Source organism: Hyphococcus sp. D3-15 (genome assembly GCF_055809375.1).
Genome location: NZ_CM147910.1, coordinates 3,829,241 through 3,852,202, shown reverse-complemented (window position 1 = coordinate 3,852,202; position 22,962 = coordinate 3,829,241). Strand labels below are relative to the sequence as shown.

23 protein-coding genes and 1 other RNA gene are annotated in these 22,962 nt (G+C 60.9%); 16 read left to right on the top strand and 8 right to left on the bottom strand.

All coding sequences use genetic code 11. The features are described 5' to 3' along the window. Positions 1-146 precede the first annotated feature (146 nt). The gene (locus AC0L8G_RS18550; protein ID WP_473385643.1) at positions 147-866 is read left to right on the top strand and encodes a squalene/phytoene synthase family protein; all 720 of its coding nucleotides are present in this window, start codon (positions 147-149) and stop codon (positions 864-866) included. A 5-nt stretch (positions 867-871) separates the two neighbouring features. On the opposite strand, the gene AC0L8G_RS18545 is transcribed toward AC0L8G_RS18550, so the two are convergent. Next, positions 872-2,506, bottom strand: coding sequence for a chloride channel protein (locus AC0L8G_RS18545; RefSeq protein WP_473385642.1), 1,635 nt, complete (start codon positions 2,504-2,506; stop codon positions 872-874). Between the two features lie 138 nt (positions 2,507-2,644). Between AC0L8G_RS18545 and AC0L8G_RS18540 the strand changes: the two genes are divergently transcribed. Both AC0L8G_RS18540 and AC0L8G_RS18535 read left to right on the top strand, forming a co-directional pair. Next, a complete protein-coding gene (locus tag AC0L8G_RS18540; RefSeq protein WP_473385641.1) occupies positions 2,645-3,412 on the top strand; it encodes a hypothetical protein in 768 nt (255 codons plus the stop codon). A gap of 55 nt (positions 3,413-3,467) precedes the next feature. Further along, positions 3,468-5,465: a hypothetical protein gene (locus AC0L8G_RS18535; RefSeq protein ID WP_473385640.1), complete on the top strand. Its 1,998-nt coding sequence runs from the start codon at positions 3,468-3,470 to the stop codon at positions 5,463-5,465. On the opposite strand, the gene AC0L8G_RS18530 is transcribed toward AC0L8G_RS18535, so the two are convergent. The 5 genes from AC0L8G_RS18530 to ssrA form a co-directional block, all read right to left on the bottom strand. Next, positions 5,462-5,659: a ribbon-helix-helix domain-containing protein gene (locus AC0L8G_RS18530; protein ID WP_473385639.1), complete on the bottom strand. Its 198-nt coding sequence runs from the start codon at positions 5,657-5,659 to the stop codon at positions 5,462-5,464. The two genes, AC0L8G_RS18535 and AC0L8G_RS18530, sit on opposite strands and share 4 nt — an antisense overlap. A gap of 105 nt (positions 5,660-5,764) precedes the next feature. Beyond that, the gene (locus AC0L8G_RS18525) at positions 5,765-5,983 is read right to left on the bottom strand and encodes a hypothetical protein (protein ID WP_473385638.1); all 219 of its coding nucleotides are present in this window, start codon (positions 5,981-5,983) and stop codon (positions 5,765-5,767) included. Between the two features lie 130 nt (positions 5,984-6,113). After that, entirely contained in the window at positions 6,114-7,505 is a 1,392-nt protein-coding gene (gene fumC, locus AC0L8G_RS18520; RefSeq protein ID WP_473385637.1) for a class II fumarate hydratase, read from the bottom strand. Positions 7,506-7,605: 100 nt separating this feature from the next. Further along, positions 7,606-8,115 (bottom strand): SspB family protein, encoded by a 510-nt coding sequence (locus tag AC0L8G_RS18515; protein ID WP_473385635.1) that lies wholly within the window; start codon positions 8,113-8,115, stop codon positions 7,606-7,608. A 251-nt stretch (positions 8,116-8,366) separates the two neighbouring features. Beyond that, positions 8,367-8,732, bottom strand: a transfer-messenger RNA (tmRNA) gene (gene ssrA, locus AC0L8G_RS18510). A gap of 72 nt (positions 8,733-8,804) precedes the next feature. Here ssrA and AC0L8G_RS18505 point away from each other — a divergent pair. The 5 genes from AC0L8G_RS18505 to AC0L8G_RS18485 all read left to right on the top strand — a co-directional run bounded on the left by AC0L8G_RS18505 (position 8,805) and on the right by AC0L8G_RS18485 (position 12,510). After that, positions 8,805-9,092, top strand: coding sequence for a helix-turn-helix domain-containing protein (locus AC0L8G_RS18505; RefSeq protein ID WP_473385634.1), 288 nt, complete (start codon positions 8,805-8,807; stop codon positions 9,090-9,092). A 165-nt stretch (positions 9,093-9,257) separates the two neighbouring features. Continuing rightward, a complete protein-coding gene (locus AC0L8G_RS18500; protein ID WP_473385632.1) occupies positions 9,258-10,052 on the top strand; it encodes a thymidylate synthase in 795 nt (264 codons plus the stop codon). Next, positions 10,049-10,534, top strand: coding sequence for a GNAT family N-acetyltransferase (locus AC0L8G_RS18495; protein WP_473385631.1), 486 nt, complete (start codon positions 10,049-10,051; stop codon positions 10,532-10,534). The genes AC0L8G_RS18500 and AC0L8G_RS18495 overlap by 4 nt, the downstream gene beginning before the upstream one ends. Continuing rightward, a complete protein-coding gene (locus AC0L8G_RS18490; protein ID WP_473385630.1) occupies positions 10,531-11,064 on the top strand; it encodes a dihydrofolate reductase in 534 nt (177 codons plus the stop codon). The genes AC0L8G_RS18495 and AC0L8G_RS18490 overlap by 4 nt, the downstream gene beginning before the upstream one ends. Before the next feature lie 150 nt (positions 11,065-11,214). Beyond that, complete coding sequence (locus tag AC0L8G_RS18485) at positions 11,215-12,510, top strand: YybH family protein (protein WP_473385629.1); 1,296 nt, start codon at positions 11,215-11,217, stop codon at positions 12,508-12,510. On the opposite strand, the gene AC0L8G_RS18480 is transcribed toward AC0L8G_RS18485, so the two are convergent. Next, complete coding sequence (locus tag AC0L8G_RS18480; protein WP_473385628.1) at positions 12,511-13,656, bottom strand: Mrp/NBP35 family ATP-binding protein; 1,146 nt, start codon at positions 13,654-13,656, stop codon at positions 12,511-12,513. A gap of 148 nt (positions 13,657-13,804) precedes the next feature. On the opposite strand from AC0L8G_RS18480, the gene hflK reads away from it, so the two are divergent. The 3 genes from hflK to AC0L8G_RS18465 all read left to right on the top strand — a co-directional run bounded on the left by hflK (position 13,805) and on the right by AC0L8G_RS18465 (position 17,369). Next, complete coding sequence (hflK, locus tag AC0L8G_RS18475; protein WP_473385627.1) at positions 13,805-14,986, top strand: FtsH protease activity modulator HflK; 1,182 nt, start codon at positions 13,805-13,807, stop codon at positions 14,984-14,986. Continuing rightward, a complete protein-coding gene (gene hflC, locus AC0L8G_RS18470; protein WP_473385625.1) occupies positions 14,925-15,863 on the top strand; it encodes a protease modulator HflC in 939 nt (312 codons plus the stop codon). The genes hflK and hflC overlap by 62 nt, the downstream gene beginning before the upstream one ends. Positions 15,864-15,983: 120 nt before the next feature. Further along, positions 15,984-17,369: a Do family serine endopeptidase gene (locus AC0L8G_RS18465; protein WP_473385624.1), complete on the top strand. Its 1,386-nt coding sequence runs from the start codon at positions 15,984-15,986 to the stop codon at positions 17,367-17,369. Positions 17,370-17,382: 13 nt separating this feature from the next. Here AC0L8G_RS18465 and serB read toward each other — a convergent pair whose 3' ends face one another. Further along, positions 17,383-18,288 (bottom strand): phosphoserine phosphatase SerB, encoded by a 906-nt coding sequence (gene serB, locus AC0L8G_RS18460; protein ID WP_473385622.1) that lies wholly within the window; start codon positions 18,286-18,288, stop codon positions 17,383-17,385. Positions 18,289-18,292: 4 nt separating this feature from the next. On the opposite strand from serB, the gene miaA reads away from it, so the two are divergent. From miaA to AC0L8G_RS18435, 5 genes are all read left to right on the top strand, one after another. After that, positions 18,293-19,225: a tRNA (adenosine(37)-N6)-dimethylallyltransferase MiaA gene (gene miaA, locus AC0L8G_RS18455; protein WP_473385621.1), complete on the top strand. Its 933-nt coding sequence runs from the start codon at positions 18,293-18,295 to the stop codon at positions 19,223-19,225. Positions 19,226-19,385: 160 nt separating this feature from the next. Further along, on the top strand, positions 19,386-20,222 hold the full coding sequence (locus AC0L8G_RS18450; protein WP_473385619.1) for a TVP38/TMEM64 family protein: 837 nt from the start codon (positions 19,386-19,388) through the stop codon (positions 20,220-20,222). A 172-nt stretch (positions 20,223-20,394) separates the two neighbouring features. Beyond that, positions 20,395-21,435, top strand: coding sequence for a rod shape-determining protein (locus AC0L8G_RS18445; RefSeq protein ID WP_473385618.1), 1,041 nt, complete (start codon positions 20,395-20,397; stop codon positions 21,433-21,435). Between the two features lie 80 nt (positions 21,436-21,515). Then, the gene (gene mreC / locus AC0L8G_RS18440) at positions 21,516-22,445 is read left to right on the top strand and encodes a rod shape-determining protein MreC (RefSeq protein ID WP_473385617.1); all 930 of its coding nucleotides are present in this window, start codon (positions 21,516-21,518) and stop codon (positions 22,443-22,445) included. A gap of 56 nt (positions 22,446-22,501) precedes the next feature. Beyond that, positions 22,502-22,960, top strand: a complete 459-nt coding sequence (locus tag AC0L8G_RS18435) for a rod shape-determining protein MreD (protein ID WP_473385615.1) — start codon at positions 22,502-22,504, stop codon at positions 22,958-22,960. Positions 22,961-22,962 lie beyond the last annotated feature (2 nt).

Sequence of the window (22,962 nt, the reverse complement as noted above, 5' to 3'; positions counted from 1 at the left end):
ACGCATGGCGCCCGGCGAAGCTAGACTTAGCGGGATTGCGATGTAGATCATCCCGGCATTGGCGCCGTCTTCCTTCCGATTCCGGTTGTTCGTTTCGTGCGAACCAGCGTCTTGCTTTCCCGGAAAACCTGTTATCAAGCGCCAATATGACTGTTTCACGAACACAGCCGGGGGATTATTGTTCCGACCTTCTCCGCCGCGGCGATGAGGACCGGTGGCTTGCGTCACAATATGCCGCAGGGCCGGTTCGGCATGCATTGCATGCGCTCTATGCGTTTCAGATCGAATTGCGGCGCATTCCTTCCGCCGTGAGCGAGCCGCCTTTGGGTGAGATTCGCCTGCAATGGTGGCGTGAGGCGCTGGAGGAAATTCGCGCGGGCAAACCGCCGCGCTCGCATCCCGTCGTGGAGGCGATGGCGCAAGCGGGGCTTGCGGCGCCCGCCTATGCCGAGCGGTTTGACGCCGTGATCGATGCGGCGGCGCGCCCGCTTTATGGCGAAGGCTTTTTTGCGATCGCGGACCTGGAAAGCTGGCTGGTCGCTGCTGAGGGCGGATTCGATGCGCTGGCGGTGAAGCTTGTTAGCGGTGATGACAGTCTGGCGCAGGTTGCCGCACAGGCCGGCGGCGCTTTCGCCCTGGCGCGCGAAGGCGGCAAGATTGCATCGTCATTGGCGGACGCCGCTCTCGAGCGCGCGCAAAGTCTTTATCGTGATCATGCGGATGCGTTATCCGGCGCAGCGCCCGAGGCGGCGCCGGCGCTGCTTCATCTTGCGCTGACGCCGCAATATATTCGCTGCAACGGCAGGGCGTTTCCGGCGCGCAAGCGTTTGCGTCTGTTCACGGTGATGGCGTTCGCGCGCTATTGATCGCGCTAGGTGTGGTGCTCGATATTTTCTTCGATCAGCGCCTTGTTATAGGCGGCGAGCGCTTTCACCCGCGATAGATACCCCACGACCTGTTCGCGGTCGCTGGCTTCGACCACCGGCAGACCATGCTCTTCGGCTTCGTTTAAAATAGCGAGCGCTTCGCCCAGCGACTGACGCGTTTCCAGCCGTTCGGCATTGGCGGGAAGGGGCGATCCCGGCGGCATTTTCTCCATCACATCGCGCACCCGCGTGGTTTTCAAAATGATCCCTTGCGGGCCTTCGGAAAGATCGTAGCCGCGCCGCGACAGTTGCCAATGGAAAAACGATTTGCCGCAAAGCCATTGGGTGATCAGCGTCGAAATGGCGACCGCGACCATCAGGGATATGGTGATGCCATATTCGCCGGTGAGTTCGAAAATGATCAGGGTCGTTGAAATCGGTGCGCCGAGTATGGCCCCGCTCGCTGCGCCCATCCCGATCACAGCGTAATAGACGGGGCTCGCCGTGACGCCCGGAAATAACTGGCTCAGGCCCGCGCCGAAGGCGGCGCCGGCGAATGCGCCGATGACAAGCCCCGGTGAAAACACGCCGCCGCCAAAGCGGCAGGACAGCGTGACCGCGGTCGCCGCGCATTTCATCACCACAAGGATGATCAGCAGATGAACGGTGTATTCACCGTTCAGCGCCTTGGTCACCGCCTCATATCCGACGCCAAACACTTCCGGGAAGAACATCCCGATAAAGCCGATAATCACGCCGCCAATGGGCGGCAGCAGCAAATAGGAGATCCCGCGTTTTTGCGCGAGTTCGCGCACATCGACCGTCAGCTTTTCGGTGAACAATAAAAATCCGGAAGCGATGAGGCCGCACACGATGCCAAGCAGCGCCGCCAGCGGCACATCGATCGTTGCGATTGCGCCATATTCCGGCGGTGCGAAGGCCGGAAAGTTTCCAAGATGAATGCGCGTGACGATGGCGGCTGCAACACTCGCCGCCGCAATCGGTCCGAATACCGACAGCGCGTAATTGCCGAGAATGACTTCAAGCGCAAACAACACGCCGGCGATTGGGGCGTTAAAGCTTGCTGACACCGCCGCCGCTGCGCCGCAGCCGAGCAGCGCGCGCCGCTGTTTGGCGTCAAAGCCGAGCTTGCGATTGATGAGAGAGGCGATGGTGGCGCCGAGATGGACCGCCGGTCCTTCGCGGCCGGCGCTGGCCCCGGCGCCGAGAGAGACGGCGGAGACGGCGGCGGCGGCGAGCCCTGCGCGCAGCGACACCCGGCCGCCGGATACGGCTCGCGCCTCAATGACATCTGCAATGGCTTGGCCACGCCCGCCAGGCAGCCAGGAAAACCGGTCGGCGAGATACAGCATGCCGGAGACCACAAATCCGCCGATCACCGGGGCGGCCCAGGCCCGCCAGGGGCTTAAGGAGACGGCGCCGCTAAGCATGCTGGCCTCGGTTTCGCCATAGGCGAGCTCGGAAACCGCATCGATGGCGAACCGGAACAGGATCACCGCATAGGCCGCGGCTGCGCCGATCAGGACCGCACAGACCCAGACGCGCAGCACATCGACCCGCTGCAGGCGGCGGCGCAGCTTGCGCAAGGCGATAAGGATGCGCGCTACATTCCGCGTCATGGCCGTTCACAAAGGTTAAAGGACATTGTTCATATCAGCATTCCTACGGGAGTTCAAATGTCACGGATTGTTTAACGCAGCATTCACCCTGGCTTGGCATGATCGCTTGTCTATCAGCTTCAGGGCACGGGGAAGAGCATGGCTGCGCCATCGACGCAAGCAACACGCAACATTGCCGATAAGATCGATCCCGCACGCGCGCCGGCGGCGCTGGAGCGCTGGCGCCGGGCGGTGGCCGAGTCCATGGGCGGCGATCCGGGCGCGCCGCTGGACCAGCCTGACCGCCGTTTGTTGATGCTGCGTGTTTTTGGGGCGACCCGCCGCCTGGCCGAATTATGCATGACCCATCCCGATGCGGCGGCGACGGCGCTGATTGACGGCGCTTCGCCGGTGCTCGCTGAAGCGGCGAGGGATTTGACCGCGCTGGATCGCGGCGTCGGCGGGCCGGAAGCGCTGCATGCGGCGTTGGCCCCGCTGAAAAACCGCGTCGATGTTGCGGTCGCCATCGCAGAAATCAGCGGGCAGTGGAGCATTGCGAATGCGACTGCCGCGCGTGTCGACTTCGCCGAGCGCATGGTTGAAACCGGTCTGCGCTGGCTTGTGCGCGCGGCGGTGAAACGCGGCGAACTGACGGTCGAGGATTCTGAGAATTTCCTGAAGGGCGTGTTCGTCGTTGCGGGCAGTGATTTTGCTCATGAGGATCTGTCTCCTTACGGCCCGCTCGACATGATCATTTTGTATGACGAGAAAGTTTTCTCCGGACCGAATGCACGAGGCGCTGATCGGATATTCGTGCGCATCGGCGCTGAGATCCGCGAAGCCTTTGAAGGCAAGCCCGGCGAGTTCACGCTTTATGCGTTGAAAACGCCGCTCGGCTCTGGCGTCGGCGGCGCGGGATCTCGCTGACAGTGTTGCACGGGTCAAGGCTACTGCTGGCGGACCGCAAGCGGACGCCCTTAAAATGTGGCTCGGCTCGGCGCGGATTGTCGCCGGTGATCGCGAAGCGGGCGGCGCTTTCCTGGAAGATATTGAACAACTCGTATGGGCCGACAATCCGATTGCCGTCGATGCGCTGCGCAGCTTTGTTGAAAAAAGCGATGATGACCCGCGCAGCCCATTCCGCCGCGTCGCCGGGCTTTGTCGCCTCGCGATCGGGGGGTTGCGTCCGGTATTTCGCACCGCCTCTGCGCGCGAAATTTTTGACACCGCTGCGCGCTCGCGCACGCTGTCGAAGGACGCGGCGCGCCGTCTCGTTTCCGGCGAAGAACTCGCTCATATCGCCGTATCGCGCCTGCAAATGATGAAGGGCGCCGCGGTTTTAGGCGTTGAGCGCGAGGATGAACAAAGCGCCCTGGCGCTGCTTTGCGGCTATAGCGATTATGCTGACCTGGCGACGGCCATTGCGGGCGCGCGGACCGATGCGTCCAATACGCTGCGCCGGCTTGCCGCCGGACCGCAACAGGAAATGGCGCTCTATCGCAGCGCCGGCGAAGCCAAAGAAGGCGACGCAGACAAGCTTGAAGATCTCGGCTTCCTGCGCGGTGAAAGCCTTTCTGTCGCTGTCGATAGCTGGGTCAAGCGCGCAGAAGGCAAAGCCGGTGACAAACGCTTTTCCGCCCATGCGCCGGGCCTGCTCACGGCATTCGGTGAAACGCAGCATCCAAACGATGCTTTCCGGCTGTTCGATCAGCTTTTGAGCGCCGCCGGTAAAAAGCACGACGTGTTTACGCTGGTGGGCGAGGGCGCGCCGCAGCGCGAAGGGCTTGTCGATGCATTCGGCTCCTTCGGCGCGGTCGTGGAGCCGCTGACCCAGTCAGCGGAGTTGGCCGAAACCTTCTTTGAAGATTCTGGCGCGCAAACGCCGCAAAGCGGCAAGGAATGGCTCAGCCGTTTCACGCCGCCGCCCGCCAAAGGCAAAAACGCTTTGGGCGATCTGGCTGAATGGCGCCGGGATTTGATGGCGCGCGTCGCCTATGGCGCCGCGACCGGCGCGACGAGTTTCGATGCTGCTGTGGAAGCCTTTGAAGACATCCATCTGCGCACGCTCGCCGATGTGTTCAATATTGTGCGCGACATGGCGCCGGGCGCTGAAAAAACGGCGGCGGGCAAGATCGCCATGCATGTGTTTGAGTCCGACGGACCGCATCTGCCGGGCGCTGCAACGCATGTCGGCTTCATCTGCGGCGGTGCAGGCAGCGACGCGGGCGAGGCGTTTGTACAGCGCTATTTGCAGGCGCTGAGCGAGATCGGCGAAGGCGCATTCGCCATCACGCCGGACACGAGCCACCGGCCATCCGGCGTTGGCGGGCCTGTGGCGCCGGAGCTTGCCGCCTTCAAAGCCTATGTGCAGTCGGAAGCAGTCGCCCATGAACAAATCATGCTGGCGCGCGGCCGGGTGATTGCTGCGGGCGATGACGCCATCGCCGAAAAAGCCCGCGAAGCTTTGCGCGGCGCTGTCGCCGGCGCAAGGCGCGCCGATATTCTTTTCCGCGATCTCGATCGCGCCCGCGCTCAGCGCATGCGCCGCGAACGGGCGACCTCCGATTGGGATATTGACCGGCTCGAAGGCGGTCGCACTGATGTTGAATTGGTGATCAGCACGCTGATCTACAAGCACGCTTCGGCGCATCCTTTTGTGCAGGAGACTGCCCCCGCAGAGGCGCTTGAGGCGATGGCGCGCTCCGGTCTGATTTCAGAAGATACCGCACAGGCGCTGCGCAATGCGCGGGCCTTCTGGGCGCGGTTGCAACTAGTCCGGTCGCTGTCCGGCTGGAGTGATCCGTTGCATGCGCCGGTTCGCCGCCGCTTTGGCGGACTGCTGGCGCGCGCGGCTGGCGTGCAGAAATTCGATCAGGTGCGCCCGATGATGCGCGGCTATGTGGATGAAGTGACCCGCAGCTATGCGCAGATCGTCCTCGGCCGTCCGTCAATGAATGTGGCTTCGCATTCGGCGGGTTAGTCGCGCGACGCTAGCCGCTTAAGCACGTAAACGCGTATCGCCGACGCCAGGCCCGGCGGCGGCGTTTGTTTCAGCCGGTTGCGGTCAATCATATTGATAAGCGCGGGCAGGGTGCGTTTGTCGGTTTCGGCGAAGCCGTCGAGCGCGTCCCAGAATTCCGCTTCCAGCGCGATGCTGGTGCGATGGCCCTTCAACGTGATTGATCTTTTGCGCATCATGTCAAAATAGAAAAACCGGCTTCCTCACCCCCATGAGGAAACCGGTTTGTATGGGCGGTGCAAGCAGAAAGTCGAAAGGCTTTAGCTTTTCGCCCAATTGTCGAGGCCATGGGCGCGGATTTTCGCGGTGGCCAGCGTCACGCCGTCGATGATTCCCGCCATATGCGAGACCGCTTCGGAATCGGCGCTGGAAAGATCCGCGCCGAGCGCCGAATACAGCGTCTCGATGTCCACATTATGCGCGAACAGAAACTGCGCGAGCAGAAGCCGGAGCTGGCTGTCGGAAGGTTTGTCGGCCATGTTGGTTCGTCCTTGTCCCAAAATGCGTCAGGCGCAAAAAGCACCCACCCGAGTTAGGCAAGATCCGGTCCAGTTGGGCAAGCCCCTGGCGTGCGCGGGTTCGCGCGCCGCAACACGCTGAAATCAGGGCCTATTTCGGGCCGATCATCTTTTCCGGACGGACGATGCGGTCATAATCGGCGGCGCTGACGAGGCCCATTTTCACGGCTTCCTCTTTCAAGGTTGTGCCGTTTTTGTGCGCGGTCTTGGCGATCTTGGTGGCGTTGTCATAGCCGATCTCCGGCGCCAGCGCCGTCACCAGCATCAGTGATTGCTCCATCAGCGACTTGATGCGGGTTTCATTGGCTTCGATTCCGACGACGCATTTATCGGTGAAAGAGCGCGCGCTGTCCGACAGCAGGCGGATCGATTGCAGCGTGTCATAGGCGATGACCGGTTTGAACACATTGAGTTCAAAATGGCCCTGGCTGCCGGCGAAGCTCACCGTTGTATTGTTGCCCATCACTTGAGCGCAGACCATGGTCATCGCTTCGCACTGGGTCGGGTTCACCTTGCCCGGCATGATCGACGAACCGGGTTCGTTTTCTGGCAGCGAAATTTCGCCGAGACCTGAGCGCGGACCGGAACCGAGCAGTCGAATGTCATTGGCGATCTTGAACAGGCTGACGGCGATTTCGTTCAGCGCGCCATGGGCTTCCACCATCGCGTCATGAGTGGCCAGCGCTTCGAATTTGTTCGGCGCGGTGACGAAGGGAAGCTTGGTGTATTTCGCGACTTCCGCCGCGAAGGTTTTGGCGAATTCTTTTTTCGAATTGACGCCGGTGCCGACCGCAGTGCCGCCTTGCGCCAGCGCATAGACCGGCGGCAGCACTGCTTTCGCACGCTTGATCGCATTCTTGACCATCGCCGCATAGCCGGAAAATTCCTGGCCGAGCGTAACGGGCGTTGCGTCCTGCAAATGGGTGCGGCCGATCTTGATGATCTTGGCGAAGGCCTTTTGCTTTGCGACCAACGCTGCATGGAGATGTTCCAGCGCCGGGATCAGGCGGTGATTGATCTCTTCCGCCGTCGCAATATGCATTGCTGTCGGGAAGGTGTCGTTCGACGACTGACTCATATTGACGTGGTCATTCGGATGCACCGGGTCTTTCGAACCGATGACGCCGCCAAGAATTTCGATGGCGCGATTGGCGACCACTTCATTGGTGTTCATGTTTGACTGTGTGCCGGAACCGGTCTGCCAGACGGAAAGCGGAAAGTGATCGTTGAGCTTGCCTTCGGCGACTTCGATGGCGGCTTTTTCGATGCCCTTGCCGATTTTCACCGGCATTGTTTTCAGCGTCATATTGGTGCGCACGGCGCAGAGTTTGACGATCCCGAGGGCGCGCACCAGCGGCGTCGGCATGATCTCTTCGCCGATCGGAAAGTTGATCAGCGAACGCGCCGACTGCGCGCCGTAATATTTGTCTGCGGGAACTTTGAGGTTTCCGAAGCTGTCGGATTCGGTGCGGGTCTTGGTCATGATGGGATCTTTCGGCAGATGATTGGCCTGAGGGCGGGTGATGGCCTGGCCGGTTTAAATCCCGGCGGCCCGGCAAAGCAAGCGGGCGGGCGCCTGCTTTTTATTTCTTCCGGAAGGAATCAAGGCTGACGACTTCCGCGCCGTCGGTGTTCTTGGGCTCCGGTGCGTCTTCCTCGGCGCTTTCATCAGCATCAGCCGATGGCTCGGCTTGAGCGTCTTCGGTTTCGTCTTCCGGCTCAGGCGCGTCAAAGCTGACGCCGAACTGGGCGCTTGGGTCGGCGAATTGCGTGACCGCATCGAAGGGGATTTCAAGCCGCGCTTCGCGACCCTTGAACCAAAGCGTCACCCCGACATGGTCGTCGCTGACCGTGAGGTTTTCAAATTGGTGCTGGAGCACAATGGTCATGCGCTCGGGATATTGTTCCTTGAGGTGGTCGGGAATGCTCACGCCCGGCGCCGTGGTGACGAATTCGATGAAAAAATGATGCTCGCCCGGCGCGTCGCCCAGTTCTGCGATGATCTGCAATACGTCGCGCATCAAAAAGCGATAGGCCTTTTTCTGCGCATCCTGGATGAGTTCATTATAATCGAGTTCGACGTCTTCGCTCACGGGGGGATCGTCCTTCCGGCCTTTGTTCCGGGCGCATTTGTAGCGGGGTTAGGCCAAAGAGGCCAGAAGGAGCGGTTTCCCGGGACGCAACGCATGGTTGAGACCAATCGACGCCGCGATGGGCGCCAGCACTGTAGGGAAAATAAGTGGGAGCTTCTGGCGCCAGAGTGCTCCCGCGCCCGAAGGGGCGCAAATCCCAGAATCCCCGGCGCCTGAATGCCGAGCATGTTGAAACGCCCAAATAAAATAAAAGTCCCGGCTTCTGTTGCCAGGCGCCGGGGGCCCCGCCTGACGCTTGGAAGGGCATCAGGACTTCAGTAAGCGAGTCACTCAGCTACATTAAGCAGCGAGAGCGAACTCTTCCCGATTGTTGTCATTAGCAACTATTCAGGTTTAGCCAAATAACGGAGGCAAACCGGGCGAAAACTTCGTCTTTAGACGCTCGTCGATCCTAGTTCGGCCCCGTCAAAGCCTCCCGAAAAATGGAGAGGGGTTTTGGTGGAGCCGCCGGGTACCGCCCCCGGGTCCGAAACGGTTATTGCACGGGTCTTTTATCGCCATATCTCGCTTGCGCGAGCCCACTGAATATAGGGGCGGGAGGTAAAAAATCAAAGGCCAGTGACCCCAAAGCCGCGAAAAAACGCTGGAACGTCAAGATTCTGTTACATCCATGCATTATGTGCGCACCTATGGCTGGCGATTTGGGCATCGGGATGACGGCGATGGAAGCGGGCGATTTTAAGAAGTGGCGCAAGACTTTGGGCCTGTCCCAAAAAGATGCTGCGCATCTGCTCGGCCTGAAGCGCCGGATGATTCAATATTATGAAAAAGGCGAACGCGACGGCGACAAGGTGAAGATCCCGCGCTCGGTGCGGCTCGCCTGTTACGCCATTGCTCAGGGCGTTGAGGACTATAACGGTCCCAACCGCAAAGTGCACATGATCGAAAAGACTGAAAAAGCAGTCGAACCCGCCTAAGCTTTCCCGCCGCAGGGCGTTTGTATCCAACAATCCATTGAGCTGGCGATCCTGCGCTGTGGAGCGCAGGCTGGCTGCTATTCGTCTTCACATGGGGGAAAAGCGCCATTGGCCCGGCGCGGCGGATTGCTACACTGCGGTAATTGCAGGAGATCTCGCGACCCTATGCGCCAATATCTGGATTTGCTGACCCGCGTCATGGAGGCGGGGGACGCTCGGCTCGATCGCACCGGAGTCGGCACGCGCGCGGTGTTTGGCCATCAGATGCGGTTCAACCTCGCAGACGGGTTTCCGCTGCTGACCACCAAAAAGCTGCATATGAAATCCATCGTGCACGAGCTTTTGTGGTTCCTCGATGGCGACACCAATATCCGTTATTTGAAGGACCATGGCGTCTCGATCTGGGATGACTGGGCCGATGAGCGCGGCGAACTCGGTCCGGTCTATGGGCGGCAATGGCGGTCATGGGCGGCGCCGGACGGGCGCGCCATCGATCAGATCAGCTGGGTGGTCAACGAAATCAAAACCAACCCGGCCTCGCGCCGCTTGGTGGTCAGCGCCTGGAACCCGGCCGATCTCGACCGCATGGCGCTGGCGCCCTGTCATTGCCTGTTCCAGTTTTTCGTCGCCGATGGACGGCTGTCCTGTCAGCTCTATCAACGTTCGGGCGATGTGTTTCTCGGCGTGCCCTTCAACATCGCGTCATACGCTCTGCTGACGGCGATGGTCGCACAGGTGTGTGACCTTGAGCCGGGCGATTTTGTTTACACGCTTGGCGACGCGCATCTTTATTCAAATCATATGGAGCAGGCGCGCGAGCAACTGACCAGACAGCCCGGACCGCTGCCGTGTTTGGTTCTCAACCCGGATGTGAAAGATATTTTCGGCTTCAAATATGAAGACATCGCGTTTGAGGGCTATGAAGCCCAGGCCCATATCAAGGCGCCGGTGGCGGTATGAGCCTGGCGGTCAGGAAAGCAACGCAAGGCGATGAAGGCGTCATTTTAGGCTTCATCAAAGAGCTTGCCGACTATGAAAAGCTTTCACATGAAGTGGTCGCGACGCCTGATCATCTGACGCGCACATTGTTTTGCGATCATCCAAAAGCCTTTGCGCTTATTGCCGAAAAAGACGGCGCGCCAATCGGCTTTGCGCTCTATTTTTTCAACTACTCCACCTTTCTCGGAAAGCACGGTCTCTATCTTGAAGATCTTTATGTGCAACAGACCCAGCGCGGCGGCGGCGCCGGGAAGGCGCTGCTGAGCGAGTTGGCGCGCATCGCGCTGGAAAACGATTGCGGCCGCATGGAATGGTCGGTGCTCGACTGGAATGCGCCGTCGATTGCTTTTTACAAATCCCTTGGCGCGGTCCCGATGGATGGCTGGTCGGTGTTTCGTTTGGTGGATGCGCCGCTCGCCGATCTTGCAAAACTGCAATCATGAAAGCCCGGCTGGTCATTGCGGTTGCCGTTGCGCGCAACGGCGTCATCGGCGCCGATGGCGGGCTGGCCTGGAAAATTTCCGACGATCTCAAATGGTTCAAATCGGTGACTTTGGGCAAGCCGGTGATCATGGGGCGCAAGACATTCGAATCGATTGGCCGGGCGCTGCCGGGCCGGGACAATATCGTACTCACCCGCGCGCCGGATTTTGCGGCGGAAGGCGTCTATATCGCCCGCAGCCTCGATGGCGCGATCAAGCTCGCCGATGCGCTGGCCGGCGCGGCCGGGGCCGATGAATGCTGCGTCATTGGCGGCGCGGATATTTACGCCCAGACGCTGGCGCACACGTCGCGCATATATCTGACCCGGGTTGCGGCGGATGTTGCGGGCGATGTGACCTTTCCGGCGCTTGATTCGGCTGCCTGGAACGAAACCAGCGTCGGCGGCTGCGAAAAAACCGCCAAAAACCAGCATGCTTGCGAATTTGTCATTCTCGACCGCAAGCCCCGAATCTCGGGAAAAGAGCGCTGATTTTTAGGGATTTTAGCGACGCCGCGTTTAAGGGTTGGCGCTTATGTTAATCATTCAAGCGCTTAAGGTTCCTGCCGGAGCGGCTTCTGCGTTAAGCTTTGCCAAGCGCCGGACCGGCGCTGATAGACGACAAGAGATTGAGGAGGGGACATGAAACGCGGCGCATCTGTCATTGCACTTTGCTCGGCGCTTTTTGCAGCCGGGGCGGCGCATGGCGCTGAGGTCAAAACGACCTGCACGCGCGGAGCCGATGCGCGCACCATTGAGGTGGTTGCGCCCGGTGAAGTCGGTCAAAGCTGTGACGTTCGCTATGTTCGCAGCGGCGGCGCAAATGTTTCCGTTCCCTATCATGCGGATAATTCAGACACCTTCTGCAACGAAAAAGCGCGCGAGATGGTGGCGAACCTGGCTTCGTCAGGTTTTTCCTGCGCCGCTGCGCCGCCGGCCTTGCGTGCGGAAACCGCTGCGGCGACGGATTACGTCGTTGAAGCGCGCCGTCAGGCTTCAGTGGAGCCAGCGCCCGCTGCAACACCCGTAACGCCTGCGCCAACCCTTGCGGAGGCCGCGCCGGTGATCAACGAACCGGCGGCTGTTGCAACCGAAGTCGCCGCTGCGGCTGCGCCATCACCGGCGCAGATTGCGCCGGCGCCGGCAAAAGCCGTTGAGCCGATGCTCACCGCGGTCGCCGAGGCGCCGATGGACGAGGCCGCTGCGCTTGAAGAGCAGATGAATGACATTCTGGCCCAGCCTGCTGTGGAGAGCGCGTCCGGCGCGCCGGCGCAGCTTGTCGGGCAACGCGCCGAAACACCCGCCGCCCGTCCGCAGCCAGAGGCCGTTGGACGCCTGGTCGGGGCCGTGCCTGAAGCCGTGCAGCAAGCGACGCCGGTGACCCAGGCGGCGATGCCGGCGCCGGAACCGGAACCCGAGCCGGAACCCGCCGCAGAAGAAACCGCCGCCGCGCCAGAACCGGCGCCGGTCGCCGCACCAGTCGCGGCGCCCGCAGCGACAGCGCAGCCGGAAAAGGCCGCGCCCCAAAAAGCCGCCAATGGCAAGACCGACTTGCGCGCGCCCCGTGACGTTATTCGCGCCACTTTGATGGCGCAGGCCGCCGCCTGGAATGAAGGCGATCTTGACGGCTTCATGAATACGTATTGGAAAAGCGACGATCTGAAATTCGTTTCCGGCGTCAACATGACCAAGGGCTGGACCGCGACGCAGAAGCGTTATCGCGATCGCTACGCCAGCGGCGAAGGGCTTGGTCAGCTTGCTTTGGACAATCTAGACATCAAGCTTGTGACGGATGATGTCGCTGTCGCCACCGGCAAGTTCAATCTGGTGCGCGCCGGCCAAACCTCAACCGGGTTGTTTACGCTCGTGTTCCGCCGTGATGGCGGCGCATGGCGGATCGTGCACGACCACACCAATCCAGATCCTGCATCGCAGTAATTATCGCAGCTTGGCGGCAGCGGCGATTTTGTCGGCGAGGTCGGCGAAAATGTCCGCAGCCGGATGATCTCTCGCCGCGATCGGCAAGCCGTCATCAGACGCCTGCCGTAATTCCGGAAAGAGCGGCACCGCGCCTAGGAATGGCGCCGACAGCGCTTCGGCGGCCTTGCGGGCGCCGCCTTCACCGAACAGATATTGCCTTTCGCCGCCGGGGGTTTCGAGCCAGGCCATGTTTTCGATCACGCCGATGACCGGCGTTTCGGTTTGGCGGAACAGATGCACCCCGCGCCGCATATCGGCGAGCGCCATCTCCTGCGGCGTTGAGACAATCACCGCGCCGGTCAGGCGCTTTGTCTGAATGAGCGATATATGCGTGTCGCCCGTGCCGGGCGGCGTGTCGATAAGCAGAATGTCGAGCTCGCCCCAATCAACATCGCTGATCAACTGGCGCACCGCGCCCATCACCATCGGCCCGCGCCAGGCGACCGCTTGCTCCGGATCGACGAGAAATCCGATCGACATCAGCTTCACGCCGAACGCTTCGCGCGGAACGATCTTGTTGTCGCGCATGACGGGCTTGTCGGTGATGCCGAACAAGGTCGGCAAGGAAGGCCCGTAAATATCCGCATCCATCAGACCGACCTTGAGGCCGGTTTTCGCCAGCGCCACGGCGAGGTTTGCCGCGACCGTCGATTTGCCGACGCCGCCCTTGCCGGAGGCGATTGCGATGATCGATTTCACCCCGCCCAGCGCGTCAGCGGCGGATTCGATCTGCGGTTTGTTTTTCAGCCCGATGGGGTTGTCATGGGCGCTCTGCATTTTCGGGTCGGGATGGCGCTCCGGCGCCTGGCCGCCTATGCCGGGAACGGGCTTCGCGGGCGTGCTGCGCGGGGCGGCATGGGCCGTCGCGACGGCGTTGACACCCGATACGCCCGGCGCAGAGGCGGCCGCCTTTTTTGCGGCCTCCAGCATGGCTTCCGCGCGCACCCTGTCCCCTTCCGGGACTTCCAGCGTGAAGCGGACGACGCCCTTATCGTCAGCGGTCAGCCCGCGCACCGCGCCGGACGCGATTATGTTGCGACCGCTAACGGGATCTTTGATGGCGGAAAGCGCCGCACGGACGCGCATGATCAGGGAATCGCTCACTTTGCCTTTGAAATCCTTCAAAAAAACTTGCCGGGCGCGTTGCGCCGGGTGGAATCGGTAACATATATACGGGCCAAGACAGGTTCTTCCACCAGCGCCTGCGCCCCGATAGCGTGCGCGGCGAGAAATTTCATGAGAGTGAGGCTAAATGCCCTGGCAAGATAATTCCGGCAATCGCGGCGGTGGCGGGGGCCGTGGCCCCTGGGGCCAGCCGCCGCGCGGCAATGGCGGTCCGAGCAATGGCGGCGGACGCAACGATCCGCCCGATCTTGAAGATTTGCTTCAGGCGTCGCGGCAACGATTAAAACGCGCATTTCCGCGCGGCGGTCGAGGTGCCGGCGGACCGGGCGGCCCAGGCGGCATCCCGATCAACCGGACGAGCGGCGGATTGATCGCGGCCGGCCTGGTGGCGTTATGGCTCGCCAGCGGCGTCTATCAGGTGGAATCCGAAGAGCTGGCCGTCGTCACCACCTTCGGCGATTACGCCAGCGTGCAGGGGCCTGGCTTGCACTGGCACATACCGGCGCCTGTTCAAGGCGTGAAAAAACAGCCTGTGCTTTCTTTGCGGGACATGGTGATCCCGGTATCTGACCGGCGCGGCGGACAGCTTTCTCCGGGGCTGATGCTGACGGGCGATAAAAATATCGTCGATATAGCGTTTACGGTGCAGTGGCGGATCAAGCCGAATTTGATTCCGGAACAGGGCGAGGAAATGCCCGGCGTCGCGCAATATATTTTCAATATTGAAGACCCGGAAGCCTTGGTCCGCATGACCGGCGAAGCGGCGATGCGCGAAGTTGTCGGCCGTAATACGCTGGACGTCGTGCAGACCGAAGGACGCTCGGAAGTATCGGAACAAACCCGGTTGCTGATGCAGTCGGCGCTCGATTCCTACAGCTCCGGCGTGCAGGTCGAACTCGTCAACCTGACCCTGGCGGAGCCGCCGACCAATGAAGTGAACGAAGCGTTTCGCGATGTTCAGGCTGCGGAACAAAATCAGGCGACGGTCATCCAGAACGCGCGTCAATATACAAACCAGGTCGTGCCGGAAGCGCGCGGTCAGGCCCAGCGCATCCTGGAAGAAGCGGGCGGATACGCCTCGCGCGTCACCGCTGAGGCGCGCGGTCAGGCCCAGCGCTTTGACAACATCTATGAAGAATACCGCAAGGCGCCCGATGTTACGCGCCAGCGGATGTATCTAGAAACAGTGGAGCGCGTGCTCGGAGATATGGATAAGATTATCGTCGACGAAGACGCCGGTTCCGGCGTTGTTCCGTATTTGCCGTTGGATCAAGTGCGCCGTCAGCCGTCACAGCAGGGAGGGAACTAGGATGAATAATTTTTCTCTTCCGATTATAGGCGTCATTGCAGCCGCTATAGTGGTTGTTCTCGTGAACTCTGCTTTCATCGTGCCTGAAACGCATTCAGCGCTGGTGTTCCGCTTCGGGGAGCCCAAAAGTCAGTACGGTGAGGCCGGGCTGAAGTTTAAAGTTCCCTTTGCGGAAAACGTGAACTTCATCGACAAGCGCAATCGCAATCTTGAGCAGGGACAAACCGAAATCATCGCGCGCAATCAGGAGCGTTTGATTGTCGATGCGTTCGCGCGCTACCGGATTGTCGATCCGTTGCTGTTTTATCAGTCGGTGGGCAATGTGGATCAGGGCGAAGTCAGATTGGGTTCGCAGTTGAACAACTCCATTCGCGCCGTGCTCGGCAATGTGACGGTGGATGAAATCATTTCCGAACGCCGTAGCGAACTGATGGGGCGCATCCGCGAACAGCTCAGCGGTTCTGCGCGGCCGCTCGGCATCGAGATTGTTGATGTCAAAATTCGCCGCGCCGACCTGCCGCAAACCAACTCAGAAGCGGTGTTCCAGCGCATGATCGCCGAGCGTAATCAGCTTGCACAGCAATATCGTTCTGAAGGCAGCGAGCGGGCGAACCAGATCCGCGCCCAGGCCGACCGTCAGGTGATCGAGATCAAGGCGGAAGCGAACGAAGAAGCCGAGAAGATACGAGGCGCCGCCGATGCCGAGCGAAACGCGATTTTCGCCGCGGCCTATGGCAAAGACCCGGAATTCTTCGCGTTTTATCGTTCCCTGCTGGCTTACGAGGAAGCGCTGAAAAAGGGCGGGACGACAATCCTGCTTTCGCCGGACAGCGAATTCTTCCGCTATTTCAATAACTTGCAAGGAACGCGTCAATAGGCGTTTGCCTTTGCACTTAATTCCTGCCCGCCCGCAACGCCAAAGCGTTTGCGGGCGGTCTGCTTTGCGTTAACCTGTTTTGCGCTACGGTTTTTGGCCACGGGGAAGATAGAGGCGGTTATGGCTCGTTTGGGTGCGGTTCGGGGATTTTTGGCTGGGGTCGTCGCGGTGGGCGCGCTGGCCGGAGCGCAGGCGGGCGCGGTTGCGCCATCGCGCGGCGCGCCGGAAAGCTTCGCTGACCTCGCGGAAAAGCTCACTCCCTCTGTGGTGAATATTTCATCGGCCCAGCGTTCGCGCAGCGGCAAGACCAGCGGCGAACTCGCGCCGCTTCAACGCAAATTCGACCAGCCGGCGGTGTCGCTCGGCTCCGGCTTCATCGTTGATGACTCCGGTCTGGTGGTCACCAACAATCACGTTATCGACAATGCGGACGACATTACTGTCACGCTGCATGACGGACGCGAATTCGTTGCGACTGTAAAAGGGCGCGACCGCGAAACCGATCTTGCTGTTCTGCAACTCGAAGGCGGCGGCAAATTTCCCGCCGTGGATTTCGGCGATTCCGATTCGGCGCGGGTTGGCGACTGGGTGATCGCTATCGGCAATCCATTCGGTCTTGGCGGGACGGTGACGGTCGGCATCGTGTCGGCGCGCAATCGCGACATCAATTCCGGTCAGTATGATGACTACATCCAGACTGACGCCGCCATCAATCGCGGCAATTCCGGCGGACCGTTGTTCGACATGACCGGCAAGGTAGTCGGCGTGAACACGGCGATCTATTCCCAGACCGGCGGTTCGGTCGGCGTTGGTTTCGCCGTGCCCGCCGATCTTGCGGAAACTGTTGTCACGCAGCTTTTGACTTATGGCGAAACCCGCCGTGGCTGGCTCGGCGTTTCAATTGACGATGTTACGCCGGAGCTGGCGTCGAGCTTGAACCTGCGCGCGCCGAAAGGCGCAGTGGTGACAATCGTGCGGCCCAATAGCCCCGCCTCGGATGCAGGGCTTGAGCCAAATGACGTCATCCTGCAATTCAACCGCCGCGAGATCGCGAGCGTTCGCGATCTGACGCGCGCGGTCGCCGACACGCAAATCGGCTCGACCGTGCCGATGGAAGTGCTGCGCGACGGACGCCGCATGACCGTACAGGTTCGCATTGACCGCCGCGAAACGCGCCAAATGGCGTCGGCCTCTGGCGGCGTGTTGCCGGCCAGCGCGGCGAAGGGATCAGGCTTGACCTTGCAGGAGCCGACCGACGATGTCCGTCAGGCCTATGGTTTGCCGCCGACAGTCCAAGGTGTGGTGGTGACGGCGGTGGACCCTGAAAGCACCGCCGCGATCGTGCTGCAGCCGGGCGACATCATTCTCGAGATTGGCTGGGAGCGGGTGACGCGTCCGTCAGCGGCGGTCGACAAGCTTGGCAAGCTGCGCAACCTCAATAGCGGTCCGGTGCAGATCTATGTGCAGCGTGGCGATCTGCTGTTCTATGAGTCCTTGCGTCCGTAACCAGACGCGCCGCTCAGTTTGAAAATTCAACCTGCGGAATGCCTTGCAGATAGAGCAGGGCGGACAAGTCGCCATGCTTGATAGAGGCATGGGCGGTTTTGGCCACGGCGGGCTTGGCGTGAAAGGCGACGCCGACGCCCGAGCGCCCGAGCATGGAAAGATCATTGGCGCCGTCGCCGACCGCCATGGTGTCGGCAAGATAAATCTTCTTTTCTCCGGCGATGCGCTCGAGGGCTTCCTGCTTGGCGGCGCGACCGAGGATCGGCATGGCGACCTTGCCGGTCAGCACGCCATCCTCCACCAGCAAAATATTCGCCTGATTATACTGGAAGCCGACCTTTTCTGAGACCCGGCCGGTGAAATAGGTGAAGCCGCCAGACACCAGCGCGGTCATGGCGCCTTGTGCGTTCATTGTCTTTACAAGTTCCAGCGCGCCGGGCGTCAGCGTGATGCGTTTTTTAAAAGTTTCCGCGAGCACGCTTTCCGGCAAGCCCTTCAGCATGGCGACGCGTTCGGTCAGGGCGCCTTCGAAGTCCAGCTCGCCGCGCATGGCGCGTTCGGTGATGGCGGATATCTCGGCGCGCTTGCCTGCATATTCGGCGAGTTCGTCGATGCATTCCTGCTCGATAATGGTTGAGTCCATGTCGGCGATCAGCAGCTTTTTGCGGCGGCCTTCAGCGGACTGGATCACCGCATCGATTGGCGCGTCGCCGATAAAGCTCGCCACAGCAGATTTTAATTCCGCTTCCGGCATTTGTCCGGTGCACAGAAAATCAAACGCGACTCCCTCCGCCAGCATGACAGGAGCGACCGTCCCCAGATCCATCTGGTTCAGATAAGCGGAAAAGCGGGCGGAGAATTCATCATCGAGCAATGGTGTTGCCCGATTACAAATCAGGGTGATGGCGGTACGGTGCATGGGGATGTCGATTGAAACCTCAGATTTGGTCGTTTGTATTGCAGGGCCGACCGCCTCCGGCAAGTCGGCCGCCGCGATTGAGCTCGCCGCCCGGCTTGGCGGGGAAATCGTCAATGCTGACGCCATGCAGGTCTATGGCGATCTGCGCATCGTGACAGCCCGTCCGTCCGAGGCTGATGAGGGCGCAGCGGCGCATCACTTATATGGCGTCCTTGATGGGGCGGAGCGCTGTTCGGCGGGGCGCTGGGCCCGTCTCGCGGAGACGGCGCTGAGCGAGATAGCCGCGCGCGGCAAAGCGGCGGTGCTGACAGGCGGCACGGGGCTTTATTTCCGGGCGCTGGAGGAGGGCTTGTCTCCGGTTCCCGAGGCGCCGGCAGAGATCCGCGCCGCCGCTCTCGAGCGCTGGCGTGACCTCGGGGCGGCGGCTTTCCGCGAAGAGGTGGTGTCGCAGGATGCGAAAATGGCGCGCCTGCCCGCTGGCGATGCGCAGCGTCTCAAACGCGCCTGGGAGGTTTTCACCACGACGGGACAGCCCATATCGCATTTTCAGTCCTTGCCCCGCACGCCGCTCATTGGCGCAGTCGCCGCGCGCATTGTGGTCGAGCCGGCGCGTGAGGTGCTCTATGCGCGCTGCGACGCGCGGGCAGCGGCGATGCTCGAAGATGGCGCCATTGAGGAGGTGCGGGTGCTATTGCTGCGCGATCTCGATCCGTCCCTGCCGGTGATGAAAGCGCTGGGCGTCGGTGAAATTGCAAAATTGTTGCGCGGCGAGATGACCCGCGAAGATGCGCTGGCGCAATTGCAGCAGAACACGCGTCACTACGCCAAGCGTCAGCTCACCTGGTTTCGAAACCAGGCGGCGAATTGGCCGCGTGCGGAAAATTCTGCGGCGGCGGTCTCGGAAATCTTGCAGCAGTTGGAAAGCAACACAGCCTAACCGTATGATCATATTGACGCCTTGGCGGTAGCTTAGATGCCGCGCCGCAAGATTGCATTTTCGAGGGGGCGGCGTTATCAAATCACGGCATGTTCCGGGCCGGGTGGGGGCTTGGGCGGCTTTCTTTTCGGGTAATTCAGCGCTGGGCCAGGAAGGCCGGGTGCGTCGGACGGCGATCGCAGCGGGGAAGCGCGACGGCCGGGTCAGCGTAAGCGGGACCGCAAAGGGTATGGTCGAGTTCCTGCGCCGGTTGGCGCGATTTTTATCCTCCATGGACGCCAAGGCGATCACCTCGCTGGCGGTCTCCATCATTCTTCTCTTCTTCGTCGTGGTGATGCTCGCTTTCGGCCAGCAATGGTTCAATCTCGAGCAGGACGGCCAATTGCGTAAGCTGATCATGGCGGCGGCCGAATCCCCATGGGCGGTCGTCGGAGTGGTGTCGATTTTCGTGTTTCTGGCGCTGACAGGGTTTCCCCAGGTCGGCCTGATCACAGTCACCGTCATCGTGTTCGGGCCGAAAAACGGCGCGATCTATTCGTGGATCGCCACCATGGCCAGCGCCACGCTGACTTTCGGCCTCGGGCATTTTCTCGGCGGGCGCTGGGTGCGCCGGTTTGGCGGCGACCGGGTGCAGCGGACGATAGATTTCATCGGCAGCCACGGAATTCTAGCCAGCGGGCTGGTGCGCGTGGTGCCGTCTGCGCCCTTCATCGTCGTCAATGCGGCGGCCGGCGCTGCTCACATCCCCATGTGGAAATACTGGGCCGGCACCGGAATAGGCATCATTCCGAAAATCGCCCTGATCGCGGTGCTTTCTGCATTTTTCCCTGATCCCAACGCCTTACAGGGACAAATGGACAATGTTGTTGAATTCTTCATGAGCCGGGATCCGGGTGATCTCGGGCTGATCGCATTGATTATCGCCGGATGGCTGGGCTTTCTCGTGCTCATGCGCTGGCTCTATCGCCGCCTGCGAAAGCGGGAAAATGTTTATTAAGAAAGCCGTCGCCAGCCGGAGAATCTTGTTAATGCGTATTGAGGCGATTGCCGGAGATGATCCCGCAAAGAGCCGGGGGAATGCCGGATTTTCGGGCTTTGTTGACGATTTAGGAACGCATTAAGGATAAAACCGTCGGTGACTTTCAGCACCCACGCATAGGACCAGCCCAATGCTCTCCACACTGTTCGGCATGCTTTCCGCAGATATGGCCATCGATCTTGGTACGGCCAACACGCTTGTTTACGTCAAAGGCCGGGGCATTGTCCTCAATGAGCCGTCGGTCGTTGCGATCGAAACCCGCGGCGGGCGCAAGCTGGTTCGCGCGGTCGGCGTTGAAGCGAAAGAAATGCTGGGCCGCACGCCTGGCGAGATCGAAGCGATCCGCCCGATGCGCGACGGCGTCATCGCCGACTTCGAAGTCGCCGAAGCGATGATCAAACACTTCATCCGCAAGGTTCACAATCGCCGCTCCTTTGCGAGCCCGCGCATTGTGGTTTGCGTGCCCTCCGGCGCCACCGCAGTTGAGCGTCGCGCTATTCAGGAATCAGCGCTTTCCGCTGGCGCTCGCAAGGTTGAACTGATCGAAGAGCCCATGGCCGCCGCGATTGGCGCCGGCCTGCCGGTGACCGAGCCCACAGGCTCCATGGTCGTTGATATTGGCGGCGGCACGACGGAAGTCGCGGTCCTCTCGCTGGGCGGCATCGTTTACTCGCGCTCTGTGCGCGTTGGCGGCGACAAGATGGACGATGCGGTGGTTGGCTATATCCGCCGCATGTACAACCTGTTGATTGGCGAAGCTTCGGCCGAGCGGATCAAAAAGGAAGTGGGCTCCGCGATGATCCCGACCGAAGGGTCAGGGGTTACAATTCAAATTAAAGGCCGTGATTTGATGCACGGCGTGCCCAAGGAAGTCCGCATTGGCGAGGCGCAGGTCGCCGAAGCCCTGGCGGAACCGGTCAGCGCCATCATCGAAGCGGTCAAAGTTGCGCTAGAAGCGACGCCGCCGGAACTGGCGGCCGATATCGTCGATACCGGAATTATGTTGACTGGGGGCGGGGCGCTCCTCAAGAATCTAGATCAGGTGCTGCGTGATGAAACCGGCTTGCCGGTTTCCGTTGCCGACGACCCGCTTTCCTGCGTGGCGCTCGGTACAGGCGCGGCGCTTGAGAACACGAAAGCAATGCGCGGCGTTCTTTCGTCTGCAATCTAGGGTTCAGCCAGCCACGCTGTCACTTTAGGTTCTGCGAACGAAGGCGTTGTTGAAGTAGAATACGGTTACGTTCGCAAAGCATGGATTATCTGGGTCAGGACAGACGCGAAGGGCTGGGGCGCAAAGCGCATTCCCGCTTCACCCTTGTCTTGCTCATTCTTGTCTCCGTGCTGTTGCTGCTGTCGAGCCTGTATTCCGCGCAAGCCTCTGTTTTCAAGAAAGCCCGCGAAGGCGTCATGGATGCGGCGTCGCCGGTGCTGTCGCTGTTTTCAGGACCGGTGAACTACATCCACGAAGTCGCCGGTTCGGTCAGCGACTATTTCAACGTCATGGAACAGAACAAGGCGCTGCGCGAAGAAAACGCCGAGCTGCGCCAGTGGATGAATGAAGCGCTGGAACTGCGCGAGACCATCACAACCTATGAGGCCCTTGAGGGCTATGCCGCGCCGCCGCAGGCGCAACCGATCAGCGCGTTCGTCATCGGCGAGGCCAATGACGCTTTCGCCCGCTCGATGATCGTCAATGCGGGGCGCGCCAGCAATGTGGAAATCGGACAGGCCGTGGTTGATGATAGCGGCCTTGTGGGCCGCATCGTTGAAGCGGGCGGCGGCGCCTCAAGGGTGCTGCTGCTCACCGATATTCAAAGCCGCATTCCGGTCTATATTGAAGGCGCGGATGTTGAAGGCATTCTGGTCGGCAACACCCGCAGCAATCCGGTCATCAGTTTCACCGCCAATGACGATGTCGAAGCCGAGCCCGGCCAGCGCGTACTGACGTCGGGCGCTGGCGGCGCCTTGCCGCGCGGATTGCCCGTCGGCGTCGTCAAGGGCGAGATCCGCGGCGGCATCACGGTGGACCTGTACGCCAATTACGCCCGCACCCGCCTGGTTCGGGTGATCAATTATGCATTTCCCGCAGTGGTCGATTCAGGACCATTGGAAGAGGCCGCCAGCGATGGCGAAGACGCTGAGACGCAGGATGAGCCGCAGCAGCCCCCGGCGGGGGAATAGCCATGGGATACCGCGCTGAGACGTTGTTTCGGCTCTTCAGGGCGGCCGCCCCGACCATGCTTGGCTTGCTTGGCGTGGTTATTCTGGCGGCGCCCATCCGCATTTTTGAAGGCTTCGCGCCGACGCCGATCCTGCCGCTGGTGATCGTTTTTTTCTGGTCGGTCTACGGGCCGGATTATTTGCCGCCGCTCAGCGTCTTCATGATCGGGCTTTTACAGGATTTGTTAACCGGCGGCCCGCTTGGTTTGTGGCCGGCGGTTTACCTTGTCACGCAATTCATCGTGATGTCGCAACGCGCCTATTTTCTCGGTCGTGAACGCAAGGTTGTCTGGCTCGGTTTTGCATTGGCTTCCGCCGGCGCGGGGCTTATTCTCTGGCTTGTGATGAGCCTCATGTCCGGCGTGTTGTTGCCTGTGCGTTATTTGCTGCTGCAGCTTGCGGCGACGGTTCTCATTTACCCGCTTTTCGGCATTGTCTTTGGTGAGTTGCACCACCGCGTATTGGTGGAGGCGTAAGG